At 71.1% G+C, this 23454-nt stretch carries 23 protein-coding genes, 1 tRNA gene and 1 pseudogene; 15 read left to right on the plus strand and 10 right to left on the minus strand.

Going from position 1 to position 23454, the window contains the following annotated elements; all coding sequences use genetic code 11:
• Window positions 1-29: 29 nt before the first annotated feature.
• Window positions 30-323: a hypothetical protein gene (locus tag ACGFH9_RS04915; protein ID WP_393215434.1), complete on the minus strand. Its 294-nt coding sequence runs from the start codon at window positions 321-323 to the stop codon at window positions 30-32.
• A gap of 344 nt (window positions 324-667) precedes the next feature.
• Between ACGFH9_RS04915 and ACGFH9_RS04920 the strand changes: the two genes are divergently transcribed.
• The 3 genes from ACGFH9_RS04920 (at window position 668) to ACGFH9_RS04930 (ending at window position 2326) form a co-directional block, all read left to right on the plus strand.
• A complete protein-coding gene (locus ACGFH9_RS04920; RefSeq protein ID WP_393215437.1) occupies window positions 668-1480 on the plus strand; it encodes a Scr1 family TA system antitoxin-like transcriptional regulator in 813 nt (270 codons plus the stop codon).
• A complete protein-coding gene (locus tag ACGFH9_RS04925; RefSeq protein WP_393215440.1) occupies window positions 1471-1653 on the plus strand; it encodes a DUF397 domain-containing protein in 183 nt (60 codons plus the stop codon). Before ACGFH9_RS04920 ends, ACGFH9_RS04925 begins: the two co-directional genes overlap by 10 nt.
• An 88-nt stretch (window positions 1654-1741) precedes the next feature.
• Window positions 1742-2326, plus strand: a complete 585-nt coding sequence (locus tag ACGFH9_RS04930) for a GNAT family N-acetyltransferase (protein WP_393215962.1) — start codon at window positions 1742-1744, stop codon at window positions 2324-2326.
• On the opposite strand, the gene ACGFH9_RS04935 is transcribed toward ACGFH9_RS04930, so the two are convergent.
• Entirely contained in the window at window positions 2293-2853 is a 561-nt protein-coding gene (locus tag ACGFH9_RS04935; protein ID WP_393215443.1) for a CGNR zinc finger domain-containing protein, read from the minus strand. The two genes, ACGFH9_RS04930 and ACGFH9_RS04935, sit on opposite strands and share 34 nt — an antisense overlap.
• A 71-nt stretch (window positions 2854-2924) precedes the next feature.
• On the opposite strand from ACGFH9_RS04935, the gene ACGFH9_RS04940 reads away from it, so the two are divergent.
• The 3 genes from ACGFH9_RS04940 to ACGFH9_RS04950 all read left to right on the plus strand — a co-directional run bounded on the left by ACGFH9_RS04940 (window position 2925) and on the right by ACGFH9_RS04950 (window position 6415).
• A complete protein-coding gene (locus ACGFH9_RS04940; RefSeq protein ID WP_393215446.1) occupies window positions 2925-3881 on the plus strand; it encodes a DMT family transporter in 957 nt (318 codons plus the stop codon).
• Window positions 3882-3910: 29 nt separating this feature from the next.
• Window positions 3911-4633 carry an HAD family hydrolase gene (locus ACGFH9_RS04945; RefSeq protein ID WP_393215965.1) on the plus strand — a complete coding sequence of 241 codons (723 nt, stop codon included), beginning with the start codon at window positions 3911-3913 and terminating at the stop codon, window positions 4631-4633.
• Between the two features lie 96 nt (window positions 4634-4729).
• On the plus strand, window positions 4730-6415 hold the full coding sequence (locus ACGFH9_RS04950; RefSeq protein WP_393215449.1) for a S8 family serine peptidase: 1686 nt from the start codon (window positions 4730-4732) through the stop codon (window positions 6413-6415).
• A gap of 213 nt (window positions 6416-6628) precedes the next feature.
• On the opposite strand, the gene ACGFH9_RS04955 is transcribed toward ACGFH9_RS04950, so the two are convergent.
• On the minus strand, window positions 6629-7591 hold the full coding sequence (locus tag ACGFH9_RS04955; protein ID WP_393215452.1) for a hypothetical protein: 963 nt from the start codon (window positions 7589-7591) through the stop codon (window positions 6629-6631).
• Window positions 7592-7789: 198 nt separating this feature from the next.
• Window positions 7790-8455 (minus strand): IclR family transcriptional regulator, encoded by a 666-nt coding sequence (locus ACGFH9_RS04960; RefSeq protein WP_393215968.1) that lies wholly within the window; start codon window positions 8453-8455, stop codon window positions 7790-7792.
• A 54-nt stretch (window positions 8456-8509) separates the two neighbouring features.
• Here ACGFH9_RS04960 and cysS point away from each other — a divergent pair, with 54 nt between their 5' ends.
• Together cysS and rlmB are read left to right on the plus strand one after the other, a co-directional pair.
• A complete protein-coding gene (cysS, locus tag ACGFH9_RS04965; RefSeq protein WP_393215455.1) occupies window positions 8510-9925 on the plus strand; it encodes a cysteine--tRNA ligase in 1416 nt (471 codons plus the stop codon).
• The gene (rlmB, locus tag ACGFH9_RS04970; RefSeq protein ID WP_393215458.1) at window positions 9925-11052 is read left to right on the plus strand and encodes a 23S rRNA (guanosine(2251)-2'-O)-methyltransferase RlmB; all 1128 of its coding nucleotides are present in this window, start codon (window positions 9925-9927) and stop codon (window positions 11050-11052) included. Before cysS ends, rlmB begins: the two co-directional genes overlap by 1 nt.
• Before the next feature lie 46 nt (window positions 11053-11098).
• Here rlmB and ACGFH9_RS04975 read toward each other — a convergent pair whose 3' ends face one another.
• Both ACGFH9_RS04975 and ACGFH9_RS04980 read right to left on the minus strand, forming a co-directional pair.
• Window positions 11099-11326: a hypothetical protein gene (locus tag ACGFH9_RS04975; protein WP_393215461.1), complete on the minus strand. Its 228-nt coding sequence runs from the start codon at window positions 11324-11326 to the stop codon at window positions 11099-11101.
• Between the two features lie 315 nt (window positions 11327-11641).
• A complete protein-coding gene (locus ACGFH9_RS04980; protein ID WP_393215464.1) occupies window positions 11642-12733 on the minus strand; it encodes an ABC transporter ATP-binding protein in 1092 nt (363 codons plus the stop codon).
• Between the two features lie 341 nt (window positions 12734-13074).
• Here ACGFH9_RS04980 and ACGFH9_RS04985 point away from each other — a divergent pair.
• A tRNA-Thr gene (locus ACGFH9_RS04985) sits at window positions 13075-13151 on the plus strand.
• Between the two features lie 231 nt (window positions 13152-13382).
• On the opposite strand, the gene ACGFH9_RS04990 is transcribed toward ACGFH9_RS04985, so the two are convergent.
• Complete coding sequence (locus ACGFH9_RS04990) at window positions 13383-13883, minus strand: Hsp20/alpha crystallin family protein (RefSeq protein WP_393215467.1); 501 nt, start codon at window positions 13881-13883, stop codon at window positions 13383-13385.
• An 819-nt stretch (window positions 13884-14702) separates the two neighbouring features.
• Here ACGFH9_RS04990 and ACGFH9_RS04995 point away from each other — a divergent pair.
• From ACGFH9_RS04995 to ACGFH9_RS05005, 3 genes are all read left to right on the plus strand, one after another.
• Window positions 14703-15104: a helix-turn-helix domain-containing protein gene (locus ACGFH9_RS04995; RefSeq protein WP_393215470.1), complete on the plus strand. Its 402-nt coding sequence runs from the start codon at window positions 14703-14705 to the stop codon at window positions 15102-15104.
• Between the two features lie 35 nt (window positions 15105-15139).
• Complete coding sequence (locus tag ACGFH9_RS05000) at window positions 15140-15559, plus strand: VOC family protein (RefSeq protein ID WP_355238324.1); 420 nt, start codon at window positions 15140-15142, stop codon at window positions 15557-15559.
• A gap of 67 nt (window positions 15560-15626) precedes the next feature.
• Window positions 15627-16076, plus strand: a complete 450-nt coding sequence (locus ACGFH9_RS05005; protein ID WP_393215474.1) for a histidine phosphatase family protein — start codon at window positions 15627-15629, stop codon at window positions 16074-16076.
• A 7-nt stretch (window positions 16077-16083) separates the two neighbouring features.
• Here ACGFH9_RS05005 and ACGFH9_RS05010 read toward each other — a convergent pair whose 3' ends face one another.
• The gene (locus tag ACGFH9_RS05010; RefSeq protein ID WP_393215477.1) at window positions 16084-16638 is read right to left on the minus strand and encodes a hypothetical protein; all 555 of its coding nucleotides are present in this window, start codon (window positions 16636-16638) and stop codon (window positions 16084-16086) included.
• 168 nt (window positions 16639-16806) lie between these two features.
• On the opposite strand from ACGFH9_RS05010, the gene ACGFH9_RS05015 reads away from it, so the two are divergent.
• The 3 genes and pseudogenes from ACGFH9_RS05015 (at window position 16807) to ACGFH9_RS05025 (ending at window position 21440) form a co-directional block, all read left to right on the plus strand.
• A complete protein-coding gene (locus tag ACGFH9_RS05015; RefSeq protein ID WP_393215480.1) occupies window positions 16807-19194 on the plus strand; it encodes a M4 family metallopeptidase in 2388 nt (795 codons plus the stop codon).
• A 95-nt stretch (window positions 19195-19289) separates the two neighbouring features.
• Window positions 19290-19742: pseudogene (locus tag ACGFH9_RS05020) on the plus strand (enoyl-CoA hydratase/isomerase family protein); the annotation flags it as partial.
• A gap of 156 nt (window positions 19743-19898) precedes the next feature.
• Window positions 19899-21440 (plus strand): serine/threonine-protein kinase, encoded by a 1542-nt coding sequence (locus tag ACGFH9_RS05025; RefSeq protein ID WP_393215483.1) that lies wholly within the window; start codon window positions 19899-19901, stop codon window positions 21438-21440.
• Between the two features lie 69 nt (window positions 21441-21509).
• Here the strand turns inward: ACGFH9_RS05025 and ACGFH9_RS05030 are convergent, their stop codons facing one another.
• Together ACGFH9_RS05030 and ACGFH9_RS05035 are read right to left on the minus strand one after the other, a co-directional pair.
• Entirely contained in the window at window positions 21510-21953 is a 444-nt protein-coding gene (locus ACGFH9_RS05030) for an HNH endonuclease (protein ID WP_393215487.1), read from the minus strand.
• A 215-nt stretch (window positions 21954-22168) separates the two neighbouring features.
• On the minus strand, window positions 22169-23404 hold the full coding sequence (locus ACGFH9_RS05035; protein WP_393215490.1) for a hypothetical protein: 1236 nt from the start codon (window positions 23402-23404) through the stop codon (window positions 22169-22171).
• Window positions 23405-23454: the final 50 nt, after the last annotated feature.

The raw sequence follows: 23454 nt of genomic DNA on the forward strand, positions 1-23454 counted from the left end.
GGTTGCCGGGTGACTCCTCGCCGACCGCCTCAGGGCGGGTCGCCGCGCGGCGTCGCCCAGGCGAGGAACCGCGTGTAGAGGGCCTTCGGGTCCGGGCCGTCGTGCGGGTTGAGCCGGTACAGGTCGGCGGCCGCGTCGTGCAGGACCGTGCACAGGTAGATGCTCAGGGCGATCCGGTCGTGGGCGTACTCCTGGCGGAGGGCCAGTCGGGCGACCGGGCACGGCCACGGCGCGGCGCAGACCCGGCAGAGCCACAACGGCCGCAACGGCAGGTGCGGTCGACGGGGCGCGGTCGCACGGTCGTCCGGGACGGTCCGGGGCATGGTGGGAGTCCTCTCAAGCTGACCCGTTGGTGACATCACCCCCGCGCCCGATCAAGATCGTGCTCGATCCTGGATGTAGTGGTCTCGGCACGTCCGGAGGCCACTGTTTCCACGATCGAGCACGATCTTGCGGGGTGGGACCGCCCGGCACGGGGGTTCGGGCGGTCCCGTGCGACGCCGCCGGGCCCGGGGGACGGGGAGCGGCGTCGCACTTCACAGTCTGGTGATCGGACGACTACGGTCGGAAGGGATCGGTCGACCTGTCGTGGCTGCCCTGTTCCCAGGGGGTGCCGGCTCTGGTGGCCGTCTGTAGTTGATCGACGGCGGGTTGGAGAGTGGTCGGCATGGCCGATGGGCAGATGACGGCGGCGGCGTTCCTGGTCGCGGAACTGCGCCGGGCGCGCGCTCGACGGGGTTGGAGTCAGGACGAGCTGGCCAAGGCGGTCAACTACTCGCCATCCATGGTCAGCGCGGTCGAGCTGGGCCAGCAGCCGCCCACCGCGAAGTACCTGGAACTCGTCGACCGCGCCCTGGACACCGGCGGCCTCTTCACCCGCATGTCCACCGAACTGGTCAGCCTGGACCGGGCGCAACCCTGGCTGCGCGGTTGGCAGGCCATCCTTGAGCAGGCGCGCACGGTTCGGTGGTACGAACCGCGCTACGTGCCGGGGCTCTTCCAGACGGAGGCCTATGCCCGAGCGGTCTTCGAGGCGGGCAGTCTGCTCGAAGCCGACGAGGTCGACCGGCGGCTCGCCGACCGGATGGACCGTCAGGCCGTGCTGCACGGCGAGCGCTCGCCGCACATCGTGGCGGTGCTGGACGAGGCAGTGTTGCGACGACGGGCCGGCGGGCGGAAGGTGATGCAGGACCAGGCGTTGTACCTCGCCCGCATCGCCACCGAGCACCCTCGGGTGCGGCTGCACGTGGTGCCGCGAGCCGCCGAGGAGTACCCGGGGCTCGGTGGGCAGTTCGCGCTCGCCACTCTGCCCGACGGCGCGGAAGTGGCCTACCTGGACTGTCAGGTTCGCGGCCAGGAGCTGGACCAGCCGGGAGATCTCGCTCGGTTGCAGCGGGTCTGGGAAGTTACCCTGGGCGAAGCCCTGCCCCCGCAGGCGTCGATCGACTTGATAAACGAGGTGGCCGAGTCGTGGAGCTGACCGGCGCTTGCTGGCGCAAGAGCAGCCGCAGTAACCAGGACGCCAACTGCGTCGAGGTGGCTACGAATCTGGGGGGCGTGGTCGGGGTGCGAGACAGTAAGGACCCGGACGGACCCGTGCTGGTGGTCGACGCGTACTCCTGGCGGCTCTTCGTGGTCGCGCCCCCGCGCTGACGTGACCGCCCGGCCCGCGACGGTGGTCGCGGGCTTCCTCCGCAACTTCGGGTAATCGGCTCGACGGTGGGCGACGGGCGGCGGGATGATCCGGTCCATGGGTGGACGACCTCCGGCAACCGAGCGGTTGCGGATGCGCCGGTTGACCATGGCTGACGTGGACGCGCTGGTCGAGTTGGAGAGCGATCCCGAGGTGATGCGGTTCCTCACCGGCGGTGTCGCCACGGCACGCGCCACCGCGCGGGACGAGCAGTTGCCGAGGCTGCTCGCGCAGTACGGGCGGCATCCCGGCCTGGGGCGTTGGGCGGCGCTCGACCGGGCGTCTGGCGAGTTCCTGGGCTGGTTCGCCCTCGATCCCTCGGAGGATGGCGCGGAGGCCGAGTTGGGCTACCGGCTGCGCCGTTCGGCGTGGGGGCGCGGTCTCGCGACCGAGGGGTCGCGCGCGCTGGTCCGCTACGCCCTCGACGTCGTCGGTGTGCGGCGGGTGTGGGCGCAGACGATGGCGGTCAACGAACGGTCCCGCCGGGTGATGGAGAAGGCGGGGCTGCGTCACGTGCGCACCTTCCACCTGGACTTCGACGACCCGATTCCGGGGACCGAGCACGGCGAGGTGGAGTACGAGTTGCGGGCCGACGTTGCTCAGGACCGGCCGGCGGCTCTGCGGGCCCGGTAGGCGGTCACGGCCGCGCGGTTGCCGCAGCCGGCCTCGCAGAATCGGCGCGACCGGTTGCGGGACAGGTCGACGACGACGTTGTCGCAGTCCGGGTACTCGCAGGTCCGCAGTCGGCTCAGCTCGCCCATCCGCACCAGATCGGCGAGCGCCATCGCCGCCTCGACCGCCATCCGGGTGGCCAGCGGCGCGTCGCGGGGCACGGCGTGCAGATGGTAGGGCTCGTCGTCGTGCTCGATGAGCTGCGGCAGCGCCCGGTGTTCCCGCAGCAGGCTGTTGATGATGTCGACGACCTCGGGCGGTTCGGCGTGCCAGATCCGGCGTAGGCGGGGCCGCAGCTGTCGTACGGCACGCAGTTCGGCGTCGGTGTGCTCGTGCCGTCCGCTGTAGGCGTGCTGGGTGAAGAACGCGTCCAGCGCGGCGACGTCGGGCAGGAGCTCGCCGTCCCGGCCCGCGGTGTTGACGAGCGCGGTGGCGGCAATCAGCGAACATTCGGTGTCATGAGCAAATAGCAACTTGACTCCTGTCATGATGGCCGTCTAGCGTCACAAGCATAAGGATAGTTTGCTCATGACACCCGGGTCGAAGTGAGGAGCGCGAGATGCAGTCCCGACCCGCCGCCGGCGCCGCGCTGGCGCTGCTCTCCGCCGTCACGTTCGCCACCTCGGGCACCTTCGCGCGGTCGCTCATCGAGGCCGGCTGGTCGGCCGAGGCCGCGGTCGTCGCCCGCGTCGGTGTGGCCGCCCTGGTGCTGGCGATCCCCGCCCTGCTGTCGCTGCGCGGCAGGTGGCACGTGCTGCGCGGCAACAGCGCGGCGGTCGTGATGTTCGGGCTGCTGGGGGTGGCCCTGGCGCAGGTGTGTTTCTTCAACGCCGTGCGCTACCTGCCGGTCGGCATCGCGCTCCTGCTGGAATACCTGGGCATCATCCTCGTCGTCGGCTGGATGTGGCTGCGGCACGGCCAGCGCCCCCGCCGGCTCACCGTGTTCGGTTCCGCCGCCGCGCTGTGCGGGTTGGCGTTCGTCCTGGACCTCACCGGCAACGCCAGCTTCGACCCGGTCGGCCTGCTGTGGGGGCTGGGTGCCGCGTTCGGCCTGGCCGGCTACTTCGTGCTCGCCGGACGGGTGGACCCCCGACTGCCCTCGGTCGCCATGGCCAGCGGCGGAATGGCCGTCGGCGCCGCCGTGCTGCTCCTCGTCGGGCTGACCGGGCTGCTGCCGCTGCGCGCCACGTTCGGTGAGGTCAGCTTCGCCGGGCACCGCACCACCTGGCTGCTGCCCATCGTCGGGCTCACCCTCGTCGCCGCCGTGATCGCGTACCTCACCGGCATCGCCGGCACCCGCATCCTCGGTCCCCGGCTGTCGTCGTTCGTGGGACTGACCGAGGTGCTGTTCGCGGTGCTCATCGCGTGGCTGTTCCTCGACGAACTGCCCACCGCCTGGCAACTCCTCGGCGGTCTGCTGATCGTCGCCGGGGTCGCCCTGGTGCGCCTCGACGAAGTGCGCGGCGTACCCGTGCCCACCGCCGAGGAGCCCGCGTTGGCAGCCTCCGCCCGGTGAGATCACCGCACGGTGGGAGAGTGGGTGCCGTGCTGACCGCCGTGGTGTTCGACGCCGACGAGACCCTGCTCGACCTGCGGCCGGCGGTGACCGGCGGACTGGTGGCCGTCCTCGACGAGATGCGGCGGCGCACGCCGGCCGCAGCCGGCGTGACGCTCGCCGAGTTGGAGTCCGACTGGGGGGCGGTGTTCGGCGAGTTGAGCGCCGCGCCGGTGCTGGAGATCCGCCGCGCCGCGCTGGCCAGATCGCTGGCCCGCGCCGGCCTCGGCCAGCACCTCGACGAGATCGCCGCCCTCTTCTTCGCCCGCCGGTTCGCCCTCACCCGGCCCTTCCCGGACGTCCCGCCGGCGCTGGCGACGCTGCGCGGCCGGTACGCGCTGGGTTTCGCCACCAACGGCAACAGCCGCGCCGAACGCTGCGGGCTCGCCGGCGAATTCGCCTTCGAGTTGTACGCGCACGAGAACGGCCTGCCCAAGAAGCCCGCCCCGGGGTTCTACGCGGCGGTGGTCGAGGCCGCCGGGGTACCCGCCGAACAGATCGTGTACGTCGGTGACTCGTGGGAGCACGACGTGGTGGCACCCCGGCAGGCTGGCCTGCGGTCGGTGTGGCTCAACCGGCACGCGCTGCCCCGCCCGGCCGGGTTCACGCCCGACGCCGAGGTCTCCACTCTGAGCGATCTTCCGAAGGTCCTGGCCGAGCTGCCGTCGGCATCGTCCGACCGGCCGGACGTGGGCATCGAGCTGGGTGGATGAAGGAGAGATTCACCGGCATAACGGACGTTCACCTGGCGTAAACCCGCCGGGTGCTGTGTGATGGCGCCACGTCCCTCAACGAGAGGATTCGATGTGGTGAGCAAGCGCTTCACCGTCGGTGCCGTCGCGACCGCGGCGGTACTGGCACTTACGGCAGCGAGCCTGGGTGTACCGGCCAGCGCCGCGCCGAGCACCTCCCGCACCTTCACCGTCGTCGCCGAGGACGGGGTGGCCGCCGACACGGCCGTCGCCGCCATCCGGGCCGCCGGCGGCACCGTGGTGTCCTCGTCCGACGAGGTCGGCATGTTCCAGGTCACCAGCGACCGGGCCGACTTCGCCGCCCGGGCGGCCGCCGCGCCGACCCTGATCGGTGCCGCCGAGCAGAAGGCCATCGGCCGCAAGCCCAAGCTGGACCGGGTCGAGCAGGAGCACTTGTTGACGGCGTCGGCCGCAGCGGGCACCGCAGCTCGGCACGGCACCACGATGGACCCGCTCGATGACAAGCTCTGGGGCCTGGAGATGATCCGGGCCGACAAGGCCCGCAAGGTCGAGCCCGGTGACCGCCGGGTGACCGTCGGCGTGCTGGACACCGGCGTCGACGCGAGCAACCCGGACATCGCGCCCAACTTCAACTGGGCGTTGTCGCGCAACTTCGCGCCCGACCGGATCGACGTGGACGGCCCCTGCGAGGTGCCGAGCTGCCTCGACGCGGTGGGCACCGACGACGGCGGGCACGGCACCCACGTGGCCGGCACCATCGGCGCGGCCGCCAACGGCTTCGGCCTCTCCGGTGTCGCCCCGAACGTCTCGCTGGTCGAGCTGAAGGGTGGCCAGGACTCCGGCTACTTCTTCCTCGACCCGGTCGTCAACGCGCTGGTCTACGCCGGGCACTCCGGGATCGACGTGGTCAACATGTCGTTCTACGTCGACCCGTGGCTCTACAACTGCACCGCCAACCCGGCCGACTCCCCCGAGGCGCAGGCCGAGCAGCGGGCCACCATCAAGGCCATGAAGCGCGCGCTGGTCTTCGCCCACAACAAGGGCGTCACCCTGGTCGGCGCGCTCGGCAACAACAACGAGGACCTGGGCGCGCCGCGCACCGACACGTCCAGCCCCGACTACGGCGCCGACCCGTACCCCCGCCCGATCGACAACAACAGCTGCTGGGACCTCCCCACCGAGGGCCCGCACGTGATCGGTGTGTCGTCGGTCGGCCCGTCCGGCAAGAAGGCCGACTACTCCAACTACGGCACCGAGCAGATTTCGGTCGCCGCGCCGGGCGGCTGGTTCCGCGACGGCTTCGACACGGACACCTTCCGCACCGACGCCAACATGATCCTGTCGTCCTACCCGAAGCACGTGCTCCAGGAGGAGGGCTCGGTCGACGCCGACGGCAACATCGTCGCCGGCTTCGAGGAGTCCGTCTTCAAGCAGTGCAAGCGCAACGGTGAGTGCGGCTACTACACCTACCTCCAGGGCACCTCGATGGCGTCCCCGCACGCCGCCGGTGTGGCCGCGCTGATCGTCAGCCGGTACGGCAAGCCGCAGGGCCGGGGTGGCTTCGGCATGTCCCCGGACCAGGTCGAGCAGCACCTCTACCGCACGGCGGCCGAGCACGCCTGCCCGGAGCCGCGCCTGCAGCAGTACCGCAACGAGGGCCGTGACGAGACCTACGACGCGTACTGCGCCGGTGGCCTCAACTTCAACGGCTTCTACGGGTACGGGATCGTCGACGCGTACGCGGCGGTCAAGACCCCGCTCAAGCTCAACGCCCGCCCGTAACGCACCAGCCGCAGGGCCCGGTCGACACGCGTCGGCCGGGCCCTGCCGCGTGCGGCACACGCCCGGCGCGTCGGACGGCGGGCCGGCGGGGCGGCGGGCGGTCGGCGGGGCGGCGGGTGGCGGCATGATCGACTCCAGGTCGCCGATGTGGCGGTGTCAGGTGGCGGAGATACCCCCATATCGGGGAGCTGGAGTCGGTCACGGTTGGTGTGGTCAGCGGCGCCAGCCGCGGGAGAGCAGGGCCGACCGCACCTCGTTGAGCACGGCCGGGAACTCCCTGTGGAGCCTCCTGCTGGTCACGTGCAGCACCAGCCAGCCTGCCCCGACGAGGAGATTGAGCCGCCGACGGTCGAGGTGCAGTTGCTCGGGATCGGCGTGCCACCGGCCGTCGTACTCCACCGCCACGCGGAACTCGGGCCAGGCCAGGTCGGGATGGACCACCAGTCCGCGAGGCAGCCGGATCGGGTGCTGGGTGACCGGTCGAGGGAGGCCGCCCATCACCAGACGCACCCGCAGTTGCGACTCGGGCGGCGATTGCGCCCCCGGATCGGCGAGATCGAAGATCCAGTACGCACGTCGTCCGCCGGGCCGGTCGGCATTGGCGGTGGCGACAGTGGCCAGCGCGGTGCGGGTCAGGCCGGCCGCGAGCAGCGAGTCGACGATTCCGACCGCGCGCAGCGGATCCAACCAGACCGCCGTCTCCCACGCCGCTGATGCGGGATCGGTCTTGCGGAGGGTAGCGCCGCCGGATCGTGCGCCGGGCAGGGTGCGCACTTGCATGGACGGCTGCGGGCCGGTGGCCGGCGTGCGCAACGGCGTCGCGGCGGTATCGGGGCCTAGCACGTGTACGTGCAGGCCGCGCCGAGAATCGACGCGGGCTGCCTTCGGCACCAGCACGTGCACGTCGTCGTCAAAGCCGGCGGCATGCTCGACGCCGTGCAGGTAGGCGGACGACGGGCCGGCGATCAGCGCCTGCGGTGGCAGCCGTAGGGCAGCGGCACGGCAGGCCAGCTCGTGGTTGCGTTCCAGGCGGGCGTCCGCGTACACGTCATGGCGGAGTCGAACCCACGACGAGCCGCGTAGTTGGTGCCTGGTGATCAGACCTTGTTGGGTCACCGCGGAGCCACGGAAGACCTGCCAGGCGAGGGCGGGAGGCCGGTGGTGGTGTGGGGGCATGCGGCCAGCTTGCGATTTCCGGCGCTGCGGCGAACACCCCCTGTGGACAGTGCCGGAGGCGCGCGCCGCACCTGCCTGTGGACAACCGCCGAGAGGCCGATGCACGTGCTATACGGCGAGATCATCACTAGGTCGGCGTAGTGGCGCTATCGAAGGCTCGTGATGGCGCCACATCGGTGACCTGGAGTGGATCAAGGGTCAGTGGAGGGTCGCCGCCACGGCTGTCGCGGCGGCGAGCACCTGGGGGCCGACCAGACCGACGTCCAGCGGGGCGAGCGCGACCACACCGACGCTGGCCTCCAGACCCGGTACGCCCAGCACCGGCGCGGCCACCCCGTACGCCCCGGACTCCAGCTCACCGCTGCTGCTCACCGGCTCGGACGCGCCGCCCCTGCCGGCGAGGATGGCCCGACCTGCCGCACCCCGCTCCAGGGGGTGTCGCGCCCCGGTCCGGTACGCGACGTGGAACGACGTCCAGCTCGGCTCGACCACGGCCAGGGCGACACCCTCGTCGCCCTCGACCACCGTCAGGTGCGCGGTGGCGCCGGCCTGCTCGGCGAGCCGGCGTAGCGCGGGCATCGCCCCCTCGGCGAAGAGCGGCTGGGCGCGTCGGGCCAGGTGCAGCACCCCGGCCCCGAGGCGGAGCCGCCCGTCGTCGGCGCGGCGCAGCATGCCGTGCCCGATCAGTGGGCCGACCAGCCGGTAGACGGCCGCCCGTCCGACGCCGAGTCGGTTCGCCGCCTCGCTGACGGTCAGTCCCGTCGGCGTGTCGGCGACCAGGTGCAGAAGCCGTAGACCCCGGTCGAGCGTCTGGGACGTCTCCCCGGTCCGGTTGGGCCCTGCCGTCGCATCCACAGCACGCAGCGTACGACCCGGCACCGGCGGACCCGGACAGGCGTGGACGGCTACCCTTGTACGGTGACGCTACGCCTGTATGACACCGCCACCCGATCGGTGCGGGACTTCGTCCCGCGGGAAGCCGGCAAGGTGGGGGTCTACCTGTGTGGTCTCACCCTCCAGGCACCGCCGCACATCGGCCATCTTCGCTCGGGCGTCAACTACGACGTGCTGCGCCGATGGTTGCTGGCCGCTGGCTACGAGGTCATGTTCATCCGCAACCTGACCGACATCGACGACAAGATTCTCGTCAAGGCGGGGGAGCAGGGTCGACCGTTCTGGTCGATCGCGTACGCCAACGAGTTGAAGCTCGCCGCGTCGTACCGGGCGTTGAACGTGCTCCCGCCCACCTACGAGCCGCGCGCGACCGGGCACATCCCCGAGATGCACGAGCTGATCACGAAGTTGATCGCGGACGGGCACGCGTACCCGGCCACCGACGGCTCCGGCGACGTCTACTTCGACGTGGCCTCCTGGCCGGCGTACGGGTCGCTGTCGGGTCAGAGCCCGGACGCGATGCAGTCGGCCGGCGACGCGCCGGACCGGGGCAAGCGTGACCCGCGCGACTTCGCGCTGTGGAAGGGCGCCAAGCCGGAGGAGCCGGCGGACGCGTACTGGCCGTCGCCGTGGGGGCTGGGCCGTCCGGGTTGGCACATCGAGTGCTCGGCGATGTGCTGGCGTTACCTGGGCCCCGAGTTCGACATCCACGGCGGCGGTCTGGATCTGACGTTCCCGCACCACGAGAACGAGATCGCCCAGTCCAAGGCTGCCGGGCTGCCGTTCGCCCGCTACTGGGTGCACCACGGCCTGCTCAGCATCGGCGGGGCCAAGATGGGCAAGTCGGCGGGTAACGCCCTGGACCTCGCGTACGTGGACTCGCTGGCTGTGCGGCCGGTGGAGCTGCGTTACTACTACGCCGCCGCGCACTACCGCTCGGTGATCGACTACTCGGAGGACTCGCTGCGCGACGCGGCCACCGCGTACCGGCGGATCGAGGGGTTCGTGCAGCGGGCCGCCGAGCGGGTGGGCGCCGGGCAGCTCGGCGAGCTGCCGGCCGGCTTCGTCGCGGCCATGGACGACGACCTCAACACGTCCGCCGCGTTGGCCGTGCTGCAACAGCACCTCCGGGACGGGAACACCGCGCTGGGCACCGGCGACGATGTGACCGTCCGCACCACCCTGGCCGTGGTACGGGCGATGCTGGATATCCTCGGCATCGACCCCCTCGACGAGGCGTGGACCGGCGGCGATCGCTCGGACGATCTGCGTGCCGTGGTGGACTCCCTGATCGCGCTGGCCCTGGAGCAGCGCGCGCAGGCCCGGGGCCGCAAGGACTGGACCGCCGCCGACGCCGTGCGTGACCAGCTCAAGGTGGCCGGCGTGGTGGTCGAGGACACCCCCCAGGGCCCCCGTTGGACTATTGGAGAGCAGGACTGATGGCCGGCAACTCGCAGCGCCGTGGCCGGCGACTGACGCCGAAGGCGGGTGCCCCCAAGGGCTCCGGTGGCAAGAACAAGGACTCCCTCGCCGGGCGGGGGCGCACTCTGCCCGCCGACGAGCGCCCCTGGCACAAGGGTTACTCGGGCACCGAGAAGCTGCCCCAGCGCACCGCCTGGAAGCAGGACAAGGAGCGCCGGGCGGCGGCCGAGGAGGGGCGCGCCCCCAAGATCGGCCAGCCGGGCAGCAAGGACACCACCTGGGGCAAGGGCGGCGGTCGGGGCGTACCGGCCGGTCGTGGCGCCGCGGGCCGGGGCGGTAAGCCCGTCGGCCGCAGCGGTCCGCGGGTTGCGCCCGGGCGCAAGTCCAACCCGTCCAAGGACACCCCGGAGCTGCTGGTCGGGCGTAACCCGGTGCTGGAGGCGCTGCGCGCCCAGGTGCCGGCGACGGCGCTCTACACGGCCCAGGGCATCGACATGGACGACCGGGTCAACGAGATCATCCGTACGGCCGCCGACCGGGGTATCGCCAACCTGGAGATCAGTCGCGCCGAGCTGGACCGGATGACCGGTGGGGTGTTGCACCAGGGCGTCGGGTTGCAGGTGCCGCCGTTCGCGTACGAGCTGTTCGAGGACTTGGTCGCCGCGTCGCTGGAGCAGCAGGCGCCGCTGCTGGTCGCGCTCGACGGGGTCACCGACCCGCGCAACCTGGGCGCGGTGATCCGTTCGGCCGCCGCGTTCGGCGCGCAGGGTGTCTTCGTACCCGAGCGGCGGGCCGCCGGGATCACCGCGACCGCCTGGCGGACCAGCGCCGGCGCGGCCGCGCGCGTGCCGGTGGCTCAGGTCACCAACCTGACCCGGTCGCTGAAGGCGTGCCGGGACGCGGGCTTCATGGTGGTCGGCCTGGACGCCGACGGCGACACCGACCTGTACGACCTGGAGGCCGCCGTCGGCCCGCTGGTGGTGGTCGTCGGCTCCGAGGGGCGCGGGCTGTCCCGGCTGGTCGGGGAGACCTGCGACCTGACCGTCAGCATCCCGATGATCTCCGAGGTGGAGTCGCTCAACGCCAGTGTGGCCGCCGCGGTCACCCTGGCCGAGGTCGCCCGCCGCCGCTCGGTCGAGCTGTAACGACGTCGACGAAGCCCCCTCCCCGAACCGGGAGGGGGCTTCGTCGTCAGATCTGGTGGGTCCAGGCGACGAAGAGGACCGCACCGGCCGCTGCGATCAGCAGCGTGGTCGGCAGCAGCCAGGCCGGACTCCGCTCCCCGTCGAGGCGTCGGGTCAGTCGTTGGTGTACGGCGGCGATGCCGATCAGCGCGGCCAGCCCGCCGGCCGGGCGCGCCTGCCGGGGGCGCGGCGAGCAGGCCGGTGCGCAGGGCGCGCCACCGCGCCGCAGCGGCATCGCGCCCACCCGTCGGGGCTGTCACCAGCGTGAACAGCGCGACCGGCGTCAGCGTCGCGCAGTAGGCCAGGCTACGACCGGCCCGGCGGGCGAGCCGGTACGGCCGGGAACGGGACGTCGGTTGAGCGGTGGCGGTGGCGGACACGACGACTCCTCGGGCTCGGTGTGCCGCGAACGCTATGGGCGCGGCACACCCCGCCGCGTCACCCTCGGGAGCCACACCCGCGCTGGCTCCCGAGGGTGAGGACCCATCCCGGGTACGACGAAAGGGGCGGCCCGCCGAAGCGGACCGCCCCTCGCGTGTACGGCGTTACGTCAGATCCGGCTGCCGGTGGCGGCGTGGAAGACGTGGCTGCGACCGGCGACCGGCTTGACGAACACGGTGTCACCCATGTTCGGCATGCTGCGCCGGTCGGTACGGACGACGAAGCGCTCCGAGTTGCCACCCAGCGCGGCGTGGCCGTAGACGTTGGCGTCCGAACCGAGGTCCTCGACCAGCTCGACCACGACCGGCATGCCGCCCTCGGTCGGGCTGACCAGCTCGCAGTCCTCCGGGCGGAAGCCCACGGTGACCTTGCCGTCGCCACCTTCGGCGCGGGCCGCCTCGACCTGCTCGCGGGTCAGCGGGATGCGCAGCTCGGCGAACTCGGCGCCCTGCTCGTGCAGCGGGACGGTCTTGATGTTCATGGCCGGAGAGCCCATGAAGCCGGCGACGAACACGTTGGCCGGGGTGTCGTAGAGCGCCCGCGGCGTGTCGACCTGCTGCAGGACACCGTCGAGCAGCACGGCGACCCGGTGACCCATGGTCATGGCCTCGACCTGGTCGTGCGTCACGTAGACGGTGGTGACGCCCAGCTTGGCCTGGAGCGACGCGATCTGGGTACGGGTCTGCACGCGGAGCTTGGCGTCGAGGTTCGACAGCGGCTCGTCCATGAGGAAGACCTGCGGCTCGCGGACGATCGCCCGGCCCATCGCGACACGCTGACGCTGACCACCGGAGAGCGCCTTCGGCTTGCGGCTGAGGTACTCCTCGAGCTGGAGCAGCCCGGCCGCCTCCTTGACCCGCCGGTCGATCTCCGACTTGGAGGTCTTGCGCAGCTTCAGGGCGAACGCCATGTTCTCGTACACCGTCATGTGCGGGTAGAGGGCGTAGTTCTGGAAGACCATCGCGATGTCGCGGGCCTTCGGGGGAAGGTGGGTGACGTCGCGCTGGTCGATGTAGATCGAGCCGGCGTCGACGTCCTCCAGCCCGGCGAGCATCCGCAGACTGGTGGACTTGCCGCAACCCGACGGGCCGACGAGGACGAGGAACTCACCGTCGCCGATCTCGAGGTTCAGCTCGTTGACGGCGGGACGCTCGGTGCCCGGGTAGATCCGGGACGCCTTGGAATAGGTGACCGTAGCCATGGTGGTGCGCTTCCTTTCACCGGCAGGAACGTGCCGGACGATCCGAGTGAAGGAGCGACCGGCACGAACCCGTGCCGGTCAGCGGACGGCGGGTCGACCGCGGGGGCGGCCGGACTGTCGTCCGTGTGACTGCACCGTAAACGGCTTTCCCCGCGCTGCCAAGACGAGGAACCCTCAGAAGTGATCCAACGACTACGCATTACGGGCAGTCGGGCACGGGCAGGCATCAATCGGCGTCGTGGTGGGACCTCGGGCGTCGGGTTGTTGACGTTTCCCGTGCTCGGGAGGCCTCGCGAGCGGGATATCCGGACGCCAGTCGCTATGCTGGCCTCGACACACGCGCCCCTGTAGCTCAGCTGGCCAGAGCACTCGCCTTGTAAGCGAGATGTCGCCGGTTCGATCCCGGCCGGGGGCTCCATATCTACAGGGCGCTTCCCCGGCCGCAGGACCGGGAGCGCGGTGATCGACAGCAGTCGGGTCTCCGCAGCCATCGGCGCCCGGTGTGGTCGGTCACCGCCGCCCAGGAGCATCGCCGATGGGAGTACTTCGAGTGTGGTCTTCAGCGATGACAGCGGCGATCGTCTAAGGAACGAGCTCCGCAGGAGACCTGCGGAGCTCAACTAGCTTGGCCGAAGCGGGCGTTTGGCGCCTAGCAGGTCGCCAAGTGCTTGACAGCGTCGGATGCCTTTTGCACGATTCGCCTGCGAGTTGCGGGCAGTGGCGGGTTCTGGGCAAGAGCTACCCGCATCGCCTCCGCGCAGAACTCCAGACAGGCAAGAGCGGCGTCGTCGGCGCTCAAGTCGGCGGGAAGCTGCCACTCGCGTTCGAACACGAGGCGGTTGTCGTAAGCAACGCCCATCGTCGTGTACCGAGATCGTGAGGACTTGACGACGATGGTGTCGAGATAATCCGAGTCGTCGTCCGTGTTGAGATGCTCTTCGTCGGGGTTCGTCAGCGGTACGTAGAGCCATACCGAGACGTGCTCATCGTCGGAAAGTACTCGCCAGAAGAGGCAGGTCTCGCCCTGTGCTCGAGCAACCCCGAGGGTCGGCACTCCGTTGTATCGATCGATGATCTCAACGGCTTCGACGGTAGGTAGTGGTGCCCAAGCGAGGTTCCCAAGCTCGGGCGCAGGTCCGTAGCTACTCACGAGTACCACCTCCTCCGTGCGGTTCAGTGAAGCAGTCAGAGAACTTCTTGGCTAGGGAGTCATCCCAGTCCTCGGGATCGCTCCCGTCGAGTGGCGGGAAGACACTTACATGCATCGGGTTGGGGCCTGTTGGCGTGTGACGAACGATGAAACCTTTTGCGCGCAGCGCCCCGGCCGTGGTGTACCGAACTGCAGACAGCGGGCTTGCCCACTTGTCGACGATCCTTCGAGCTTCGTCAACATCTACCCGTCCCCACAGCAGTGACACGTCTGGCTCGTTGATCTCTGCACGCGGTCGATCCCTGAATCGGGTGGGGGAACCGAACGGCCCCTTCCCGTACTGGGTCGGTTGCGCGCTGTCTGGGATATCTAGCGATCTTCCCGGCCGCCTTGGCATGCATCCATCCCCGGGGCTGCTGCTGTTGCTGAGCGCGATACAAGCCTTACGGACAGCAGTATCGTAGGCGGCACTCCCGAGGTCAAACCTCCCAAAGCTCTCGAACCTTCCGGTATGCAACGAGAGTAACGCGGAGGAGCCATTCCGTGTGTCAACATTTGGTCACCTTGCGCTATCGCGCTTCGGTCTCTCCTGGAGCGCGGCTCCAGGCGTACCGACATCGGCCCGCCGTCGGCGCTGCTGGCAGGGACGACCATCGAGGGTCTGCCACTCCTACAGTTCGGGTACCACTGACCGTCGAGGAGTCGCATGAGCCCGCTCGGCGCGATCGTCGGCAGCGTCCAGGACAACCGCTCCTACTTGCCCGCCGTACGCGATGCGCAGTTGCTGGCCCGCCCGTGGGTGCCGCGGGGCAGCCCGCGGTGAGTCGGGCCGTGGAGGAGTCGAACCGGGCGATGCTGCGCGCCCGCGACGCGATGGACCGGGCGTACGCCGACCCGCTGGACATCCCGGCGCTGGCCCGGATCGCGCACGTCTCCGAGGCGCACTTCATCCGGACGTTCCGGGCGACCTTCGGTGAGACGCCGCACCGGTATCTGCAACGCCGCCGGGTCGAGCGGGCGATGACGCTGCTGGTGGAGACCGGCCGGGACGTGACGGACATCTGCTACGCGGTCGGGTTCGGCAGTCTGGGCACGTTCAGTCGGACTTTCCGGCAGATCGTGGGGGAGTCGCCCTCGGATTTCCGACGTCGCCGCGCCGCTGCCGGCAATGTGCCGTCCTGTTTCACCAAGGCGTGGACGCGTCCCAGCAGTTTTGGATAAGCAGCAGGTCAGGGCCACCCTCTACGGTCGTTGGCATGACGATGAACGCGATCAGCCGCTCCCAGATCTACGTGCTCGACCAGGACGAGGCGCTTGACTTCTACGTCAACAAGCTCGGCATGGAGGTCAACACCGATCAGGATCTCGGCTTCATGCGCTGGCTGACGGTCAACCTGCCGGGCGACCCGGAGCGCGAGATCCTGTTGGAGAAGCCCGGCCCGCCGGCGCTGGACCCGGGGACGGCCGAGCAGGTGCGGGAGCTGCTCACCAAGGGTGCCCTGGGCGGGTACCTCTTCATGACCACCGACGACGCCCACAAGACCCACGAGGACCTGGTGGCGAAGGGCGTCGAGATCACCGACGAGCCGACCGAGCGCCCGTACGGGATCGACTTCGGCATCCGGGACCCGTTCGGCAACAAGATCCGTATCGGCCAGATGTTCCCCCGGGCGTAGCCACAAGATCAGATAATCGGAGGGCGCGGGCCAGCACCGCGCCCTCCGGTGTGTTGGGGTGTACGGCATGCGCGCCCGGCTGCTGTACCTGACCCGACACGGCGAGCAGGACCTCACCGGGCACGCCGACACGGGCTCGACCGAGCCGGACACCGGCCTGCCGTCGGCGTACGCCGAGTTCCTGGCCGGATTCACGACGGCCGAGCGGGCCGACGGGCCGCGCGTGACGGCGGACGCCGTGCGCTTCACCGGACCGGTCGCCCCCGATGGCGTGGTGGCCGAGGCGGAGCCGGTCCGGGAGCTGGTGGTGACGCACACCTTCCTGATCGCCTGGCTGGTCCGGCACGCCCTCGACGCGCCGGAGCGGCGGTGGCTGGGCTTGAACCACCACAACGCGGGGTTGACCGTCATCCGGTACGGCGTGGCCGGGCCGCCGAACCTGATCGCCGTCAACGACGTGGCGCACCTGCCCCACGAGCTGCGCGGCACCGGCCTCCCCCCGGACTACCTCGTGTGACTGCCGGTCAGGCGGTGACCCGTAGCAGCAGCTCGACAATCGCCCGGGTGGCCGAGGGAGGTCCGGGGTCGGCGGGGCAGTCGACGTACCCCGTCTCGACACCGCCGACGGTCAGGCGGTAGCTGAACGCGTCCGCGCAGCTTGACGTGGTGGCCGTGCGGCGGGCCTCGGTCGTCAGCCGGGAATCGGCGGCCAGGCCGCGGAGCCGGCCGAGGTCGGCGGCGTCGAGTTTTCCGGTACGACGGCCACCGGCCCGGTCCACCACTGTCCACCGGCCGTCCGCTTCGATGGTGATGTTGTCGCCGCGCCCGGCGAAGCCGCCCGAGCGGAACAGCGTCACGCGCCCGGCCGCCGCATCCGTGGCACCCGGTCCGGTCGGCACGGGTCCGGTCGGCGCGGTGCCCGTCGGCGCGGTGCTGGTCGGTGTCGCGGTCGTTGGCGGCGGGGTGCCGGTGGCCGATGGTTGGTCAGCGGCGCTGCCGGCCCGGTCGGTGCCGGTGCAGCCGGCCAGGAGGGCGGCCAGGAGCGCGATGGTGACGCCGGTCGTCGAGGCGGGTCTCATGTCCGTCGGACGTGCCGCTGCGTGCGTTGGTTCCCTTGTCAAGGCCCTCATCCGTTTGGCCAGTCTCAATGTCTGGGAGCGGTCCAAGACTTCTCTTTTCTTCAATGCATAGCTATATCTACATGCGTGACTACCCCCGTCACACCCTTACTCCTTCCAGGAGGGCACGTGAAACGACCCATCGCGGCCGTCAGCGCAGCGCTGCTCACCAGCGGCCTGCTGACCTGCGTCGCCACCGCGGCGCAGGCCGCCCCACCGCCCGTTCCCGTGCCGGACGCCTCCGCTGTGGCCCGGGCGGCAACCGTCCTGCGAACGAACCCCGGCGCCGTCCAGGGTTCGAGCGCCGAGTCCTACCAGGTGCTCAGCACCCGGGTGGACGCCTCCGGCGCGGCGCACACCCGCTACTCCCGCACCTACCAGGGGCTGCGGGTGTACGGGGGTGACTTCGTCATCCACACCGCGCCGAACGGCACCTACGCCGGCAGTTCGGTCGGACTCGCCGCACCACTGACCCTCCTCACCGCGCCACGGGTCAGCGCCGACGCGGCGAAGAAGACGGCCCGCGCCGGGTTCACCGGCACGGCCGAGGCCGTGGGCACTCCGGAACTGTTCGTCGACGCCACTTCTGGCAAGGGCCGACTCGCGTGGGAGACGGTCGTCAGCGGCTGGCAGCCGGACGGGCAGACACCGTCGCGACTGCACGTGATCACCGACGCCACCTCCGGCGCGACCGTCGGGTCGTATGACGAGATCGAATCGGTCACCGGCAGCGGGCAGGGCATCTACACCGGCACGGTCGGCATCGACACGACGCTCTCCGGCAGCACGTACCAGATGATCGACCCGGTACGCGGCAACGGCCGTACCTGCGACATGAACAACGGCACGTCGTCCTGCACCACGTTCACCGACGCCGACAACGCGTGGGGCACCGGTGCCAACTCGAACCGGCAGTCGGCCGGTGTCGACGCGCACTTCGGCGCCGCCAAGACGTTCGACTACTTCAAGAACGTGCACGCACGTAACGGCATCTTCGGCAACGGCAGTGGTGTGCCGAGCCGGGTCCACTACGGCAACAACTACGTCAACGCCTTCTGGGACGGCGCCCAGATGACCTACGGCGACGGCTCGGGCAACTCCCGTCCGCTGGTCGCGTTGGACGTGGCCGGGCACGAGATGAGCCACGGTGTCACCGAGGCGCTGGCCGGGCTGGTCTACTCCGGCGAGTCCGGTGGCCTGAACGAGTCCACCAGCGACATCTTCGGCAACATGGTGGAGTTCTACGCTGCCGCGCCGAGCGACCCGGGCGACTACCAGGTCGGTGAGAAGATCAACATCAACGGCAACAACACGCCGTTGCGCTACATGTACAACCCGTCGCTGGATGGCTCGTCCGACTCCTGCTGGTCCACCAGCACGAAGAACAAGGACGTGCACTACTCCTCCGGCGTCGGCAACCACTTCTACTTCAACCTCGCCGAGGGCACCGGCGCCACGTCGTACGGCACCTCGCCGGTCTGCGGCTCGGCTCCCGCGGTGACCGGCATCGGCCGCGCCAAGGCCGAGAAGATCTGGTACCGGGCCCTGGACGTCTACTTCACCAGCAACACGTCGTACGTCAACACCAGCAACCCGGCGAACACCGCCCGCGCCTACAGCCTGCGGGCGGCCACCGACCTGTACGGCAGCTGCTCGACCGAGTACAAGGCCGTGCAGGCCGCCTGGACAGCGGTGAACGTGGCCGGCAACGACGCGACCTGCTCCACCGGCAACGACTTCTCCGTGTCGCTGTCGCCGACCGCCGGCTCGGTGAACCCGGGCAGTGCGGTCTCCACCACCGTGTCCACCGCCACCACGAGTGGTTCGGCGCAGACGGTGACGTTCTCCGCGTCCGGCCTGCCCAGCGGCGCGAGCGCCGCGTTCAGCCCTGCCTCGGTGACCTCGGGCGGCTCGTCGACCCTCACCATCAGCACCTCCGCGAGCACCTCACCGGGCACCTACTCGATCACCGTGAACGGCGCGGGCGCGGTCACCCGCAGCGCCACCTACACGCTGACCGTGAACGGCACCGGCGGCGGCTGCACCTCCTCGGGCCAGAAGCTGGCCAACCCGGGCTTCGAGTCCGGCGCGACCGGCTGGACGGCCAGCTCCGGGGTCATCACCAATTCCAGCGGCCAGGCGGCCCACGGCGGGTCGTACAAGGCATGGCTGAACGGGTACGGCAGCACCCACACCGACACGCTCGCCCAGTCGGTGGCGCTCCCGACGGGCTGCTCGTCGTACACGGTCAGCTTCTGGCTGCACATCGACTCGGCCGAGACCACCACCAGCACGGCGTACGACAAGCTCAACGTGCAGGTGCTCAACTCGGGCGGGACGGTGCTGGCCACGCTGGCGACGTACTCGAACCTGAACAAGGCCTCCGGCTACAGCCAGAAGTCCTTCTCCCTGGCCGGGTACGCCGGCCAGACCGTCACCCTGAAGTTCACCGGCACCGAGGACTCCTCGCTCCAGACGTCCTTCGTGGTCGACGACACGGCGGTCAACGTCTCCTGACCTGACCAACGCCCGGACCCGGCGGCCACCGCAACGGTGGTCGCCGGGTCTGGCAGTCTTGGGCGGTTGGCGTGGGAAGACGCGATGACGGCGGCGCCGGTGCCGACCTGGGTGATCTGGCCGAGCTGCTGGACGCCGGCGACACCAGCATCGCGGTGGCCGCCGAGGAGCGGCTGGCAAGCTTCGCCAAGCCAACCATCGCGGCGATCCGGGGTGCCTGCGTCGGGGGCGGCGCGCAGCTCGCGGTCGCCTGTGATCTGCGGATCGCCTCGGACGACGCCCGTTTCGGCGTACCCCCGGCCCGGCTCGGCCTGGTCTACCCTGCGCCGACGACGCGCCGGCTGGCGCGACTGGTCGGCCCGTCCGCGGCGAAGCACCTGCTGAGCGTCACCGCCGCCAAGGAGATCGTCGACGACCGGGCCGGACCGGCGCGGATCGCCTGGTGGCACCGGAAGGTCGCGGACAGCGGCGAGGCCCGGGAGGGCGTGGCGGCCATGGCCGAACGTCGTATGCCCCGCTTCGCCTGGCGAGCACCGAACGACGGCTGAGGGATGCCCCGGCCCACCCACCCTGGCCGGCACTGATGGGGGGAGGCCGGCCGGGAGGCTGCATGCGTACGGCCTAGCCGTGGACACGGTTCCACCCATTGCGAAACCTCGATCCCGGCTGGTGCCAAACGCGAGTCGTACGGCAGGCTGTCCGTCGTGCAGCGTGATCAGTTGCTTGCGGGCCGCTACCGGCTCCTGGAGCGTCTCGGCAGCGGCGGCATGTCGGCGGTGTACCGGGCGTACGACGAGGTGCTCGAACGGGACGTTGCGGTGAAGGTGCTCGTCGCCTCGGACCCCAACGCCCGGCAGCGAATCCGGGCCGAGGCCAAGGCGGCGGCCCGGTTGTCGCACCCGCACGTGACGAACGTCTGCGACTTCGGCGAGTCGCTTCTGGACGGTGCCCAGGTGCCGTTCGTGGTGCTGGAACTGCTCAACGGCGACACCCTCGAACGACGGCTGGCTGCCGGCGCGCTGCCGCCCCGCGCCGCGCTGCGGGTCTGTGCCGAGGTGGCATCCGCCATCGAGGCGGCGCACGCGCAGGGGCTGGTGCACCGGGACGTGAAGCCGAGCAACGTGATGCTCACCCCCGCCGGCGCGAAGGTGCTCGACTTCGGTATCGCGGCGGCAGCCGGTGACCCCGAGATCGACTTCGACGGCCGGCTGCTCGGTACGCCCGCGTACCTCGCTCCGGAGCGACTGGCGGCCGGCGAGGTCCTGCCGGCCTCCGACGTGTACGCGCTCGGCCTGCTCCTGCACCGGACGCTCACCGGCCGACTGCCGTGGGCCGCCGAGACGCAGACCGGAATGCTCCGTGCCCACGTGCACGTCGATCCGGACCCGCTACCCGAGATCGACCGGGTGCCCGCCGAGGTCCACCGGCTCTACCACTGGTGTCTGGCTCGCAACCCCGACGACCGGCCTCCGGTGGCCGAAGTGGCCCGCATCCTGCTCACGGTCGTCTCCGGGCTGGCCGGTGCAACCGCCGTTTCCGGTGCGACCGCTGCTTCCGGTAAGACCGCCGCCTCCGGTGCAACCGCTGCTTCCGGGCCGTCCGGCGGGGACCGGTCGGCCCGGACGGCTGACGGCGCGAACCGGGCTGCTTCCGGCGCTCTCCAGCGACGGTCCTGGCGTCGCCGACGGGTGGCGCTGGTGGTCGGCGGTGCGGTGATCGCCGCGGTGGCGGTGGCTGGCTCGCTCGGCGACTACGGCACGCGATGGCACGACGGGACGAACCCGCGAACCGAGATCGGCACGGGCGGCACCACCACGGTGGGCCTGCCGGAGACCGTCGCGCAGCCCGAACCGTCCACTGTGCGCCCGCCCGCCGACCCGACCGCCCCTGCCACGTCGGCCGCTCCCCGCCCTGGCCCCGGAGCGGGCCCGGGCCGGCCGTCGGCCCCGGGTCAGCCGCCGCCGACCCTCGCGCCGACGGTCGCGCCCACGGACGCGTCAACGCCCGCCGAATCCCCGGGGCTCACGGTGCGCGCCCAGGGCGGGGCGGTCACCGTCCGCTGTGTCGGGGGTTCGGCCGAACTGCTCACGGTCGACCCCGCGCCGGGTTACCAGGTGACGCCGTACGACGCGGGGCCGGCGAAGCAGGTCAGGGTGGAGTTGGCCTCACCCGAGCACACCAGCGAGATCCGCGTCCACTGCGCCGCCGGGCGGCCGAAGCCGAAGGTCAGTGAGCGCGCCACCTGACCTGGGGCCGGCGGGTGCCGCGCCGGGGCGTACCCCGGACGCGGCCCCCCGTTCCCGCCGGCCGGTCGGTCACCGCCCGGCGAGCGCCGACCAGCCCGGGGTCACCGGCTCCCGGCGCAGCGGCATGCCCGCCTCGGCCGGGGTCCGGTCGCCCTTGCGCTGGTTGCAGCCGTAGCAGGCGGCGGTGGTGTTGCGCCACGTGTTCCGGCCACCTCGGGAACGCGGCAGGATGTGGTCGATGGTCGACGCCGGACCATCGCAGTACGCGCAGCATCGCTCGTCGCGGCGCAGCACTCCGGCCCGGGACCAGGCCGCTCCGGAGTTGAACCGCCACCGGGTGACCACGTAGCGGACCAGCCGCACCACCCGGGGCAGCGGGAAGACCCCGATCAGCCGATCCGGCTCCGCCTCGTGGATCTCGGCCACCCGTCGGCAGAGCATCCGTACAGCGTGTTGGACGGTGACCCGGTGCAGCGGGCCGAGGTCGGCGTTGACGACGAGGACGGCGTCCACCGGGACTCCTTTCGACGGTGGCGACGGACAGCAAAGAGCCGCCCGGTCCGGCGTTCGGACGGGCGGCTCGGCGCGTACGGGTACGCGTCAGTCGGGCCGGCCCGGCCGGGGACCTTCCACAAGGCGACCGCGGCCGCGCAGCAGCGACGACGGCACGGTGGTGACGTGCGACATCGTCATCATCTGCTCCCGCGGTGGTGGTTGACCTTGCGCGATCACGGTAGGTCCGCACGGGAGCGGGGGGCAACGTATTTCGATCGGCCGCCCGGCTCCTCGGGACGACGCTGACGCCGGGTTTGGGGAGCGACCCCGGCCGCGCTGCGGGCGGTGGTCAACGGGCGGTCCAGCCGCAGTGCCATCCGGGCGGTGAGTTCGCTGTCCAGCAGCGGCCGGTTGATCTCGCTGGCGACCGCCAGCGCAGGTCCGGAGACCGAGCGCCAGATGGCGGCCAGCCCGGCGCCCAGGCCGAGGAGGGCGACGGCGGCCCGCGTGGTCGGTGAGCCGGCCGCCGCGGCGGCACTGACCCCGACCAGCGCGAAGAGCACCACCAGCAGCGGCACCAGCACCGGCCAGAAGATGCCCCGGGCGGCCTGGGCCACCAGCCGCCGATCCCGGATGATCAGGTTTCGGGCGACCACCGCGTAGTCTTCCTCGTCGAGCAGGTCGCGCGGGTGCAGTCCGCCGGTGAGCACGCCGCGCCAGAGGTCGCCCTGGTTGCGCAGTTCGCGGCTCAGTTCGGCGGGCTCCGGTTCGGCCGGATCACCTCGACCCGCCCGTTCGACGGCGACCGCCCAGGCGGCCAGCGAGCGGCGTACCACCGCGGCCGAGTACGGGGGCAGCACGCTGGCCAACTCGTCCAGCCACCGGCTGATCTGGATCTGCCGGCCGTCGAAGCGGCGCAGCAGTTGGGCGGCGTCGCCGGGGCGGACCGTGTCGGCCAGCGACCGGCCCAGCCGGTAGGCGAGCCCGACCCGGAGGTTGGTGGCCATCGCCCAGCGCAGCACGTCCACGTTGAGGTCGTCGAGGGCCAGCAGCAGCGGTTCGGTGTCGATCAGACCGGGCTGTTCCAGGTCGGGCAGCCGGTCCGGGTCGGGCATCCGGTCCAGGTCGGGCAGGTGGGTGCGGGCGGCGGACGTGTCGGGCAACGAGCCGCTGTGCCGGGTGAGGGCCGAGATCTGGGCCAGCGCGACGTCGACGCCGTCCAGGTACATCCGCATCCGGCGCGGGAGCGACATCTCGGTCAGGTTGGAGAGCTTGGCCGGCGGGTGGACCGGGGTGGCCGGGGCGGGCTCGGCGTGCTGTCCCTGGTGGTAGGCGTCCGCCATCCACCAGCCCAGTCGCAGTGCGGTGACGACGCAGGCGCGCTCGTCACGGATCAACGGGTACGCGTCGTCCCGCGCGGTCGCCTCGGCTCGTACGTCCGCCGCGCCAGCGCGGTGCAGGGGTGACATCGCCGCTGCCCTCCCGCCCGGTCGATCGACGGATGATCAACCGAGCGTAC

The organism is Micromonospora sp. NPDC049102 (assembly GCF_043197485.1).
Lineage (GTDB): Bacteria > Actinomycetota > Actinomycetes > Mycobacteriales > Micromonosporaceae > Micromonospora.